The sequence below is a fragment of the Noviherbaspirillum sp. genome, from assembly GCF_035654295.1.
Classification (GTDB): domain Bacteria; phylum Pseudomonadota; class Gammaproteobacteria; order Burkholderiales; family Burkholderiaceae_D; genus Noviherbaspirillum.
Window position 1 is genome coordinate 1 of record NZ_DASRXF010000150.1, and the last position, 2020, is coordinate 2020.

Annotated in this window: 1 protein-coding gene and 1 pseudogene; both read left to right on the forward strand. The window is 60.6% G+C overall.

The features are described 5' to 3' along the window. The first annotated feature begins 201 nt into the window (after positions 1-201). On the forward strand, positions 202-1437 hold the full coding sequence (gene nhaA, locus VFF99_RS14770) for a Na+/H+ antiporter NhaA (protein WP_325019166.1): 1236 nt from the start codon (positions 202-204) through the stop codon (positions 1435-1437). A gap of 280 nt (positions 1438-1717) precedes the next feature. Continuing rightward, positions 1718-2020: pseudogene (locus tag VFF99_RS14775) on the forward strand (nodulation protein NfeD); the annotation flags it as partial.

Consider the following 2020-nt stretch of genomic DNA (forward strand, 5'->3'; position numbering starts at 1 on the left):
CCTGGCCCCTGCTGCCAGCGCCACGCCTGCCACGCCCGCCACATCTGTGGTCCGGGCGGAAACGCGCGGTGGCCGTAATTCTTCCGCCGGGCCTGGCGCCCGCTTCCTGTCCGGCACCGTGCCGGAAATCCGCAGACAGCCAGCAACAAACCTGAAACGACCATCCATCATCAAAACATGTCCTGGACGAAAGACAAAAAAATGGCCGCTATCCAAAGGAAACTTTCAAACACCTTCAAGCAGTTCTTCGAATCGAAGAAGGCAGGAGGAATTCTGCTGATCATCTGCACGGTTTTCTCGCTTTTACTCGCAAATTCCCCGCTCGGGCCCGCCTACCTCGATGTCTGGCACCTGCGCGCGGGCGGACTGAGCATCGAGCACTGGGTCAATGACGCGCTCATGGCAATCTTTTTCCTGTTGATCGGTCTTGAACTTGAGCGCGAGTTGTACAACGGCGAGCTATCCAACTTCAGAAATGCCCTTCTCCCGATTTTTGCGGCAGTCGGCGGCATTTGCATACCGGCACTCATCCATTTCGGCCTGAACGGAGGAACACCCGCGCAGGCGGGAATCGGCATTCCGATGGCCACGGATATCGCGTTCGCGTTGGGCGCCCTTGCGCTTCTCGGCAGCCGCGTGCCGGCCTCGCTCAAGATTTTTCTCACGGCTCTCGCGGTCATGGATGATCTCGGCGCCATCATCGTCATCGCGCTCTTTTATACCGCAGAGCTGTCGCTCGCTTATTTGCTGGCAGCGTTAGCAGTATTCGGTCTGCTCGTGTGCATGAATCGCTTCCTGCGCGTCATGGCCCTGGCGCCTTACTTGCTGGGCGGCGCGGTGATGTGGGTACTGATGCTGAAGTCGGGCGTGCACGCGACCATTGCCGGTGTCCTTCTGGCGTTCGCCATTCCCTTCTCAGCAAAGCAAGATGACGAGGAATCGCCGTCGCATCGGCTCGAGCATCTCCTGCACACCCCGGTCGCCTTCATCATCCTGCCAGTCTTCGCACTCGCCAATACCGGCATCATCATCGGCTCCGACTGGAGTCGGGAGCTCGCGTCGGCGAACAGCCTCGGTATTCTTGCCGGCCTGGTGATCGGCAAGCCGCTGGGAATCACGCTGCTCAGTTTTGTCGCTGTTGCAATCGGCCTTTGCAAGCTGCCGGTCGACTTGCGCTGGCGGCATGTGTTCGGTGCGGGGCTGCTCGGCGGCATCGGCTTCACGATGTCGATCTTCATCACCAATCTCGCCTTCGCCGGACAGGCGGAAGTCATCAATGCGTCAAAGACGGCAATCCTGCTGGCATCCCTGACGGCCGGCCTCATCGGTTTCGGCTGGCTTAAGTTCTTTGGACAACCCGTGGCGTCGGACACCGACATGGATACCATGGACTTCGATGAAAACGTTGCCATGCGAACACCCAAACTTCCACGGTAAGGACCCGGAGGGCCGGGGTGAGTGCGTCCGTGTTAGTCCATAACTACGACGGCGGGCCGCCAAGAGGAATTTTTTACCCCGGTCTCCATCGAATTGTCATCTGTTCACTGCTTCCTCGGATTCTCTTTGGCATGGCTGGCCGTGGACGCGAGACGCTCGATGGTTTGAGGCAGCGCTTTTCTCCTGCGTACCCTGAACGCATATTCCTGGGGAGGTGGGCATGGTGGCGAACACAGGCGACTTCCTGCTGCCAACACACACAGGCGGCAGCAAGCGAAGCATGCGACGCGGCGGCCGAGGCGGGCTGAGTTCGGCATTGACGGCAGCAATACTCTGGCTGTTCTGCTGCCTGTGCCGGGCGGCGCCCGCACCTGTCATGTTGCTGACGATAGACGGCCCAATCGGCCCCGCGACGGCGGACTACGTTGCACGCGGCATCGCTCGTGCCGCCCAGGATGGCAGCCAGCTCGTGGTCCTGCAGATGGATACGCCGGGCGGGCTCGATACGTCGATGCGCACCATCATCAAGGCCATCCTGACCTCGCCCGTGCCGGTCGCCGGATTCGTCGCACCCAGCGGCGCG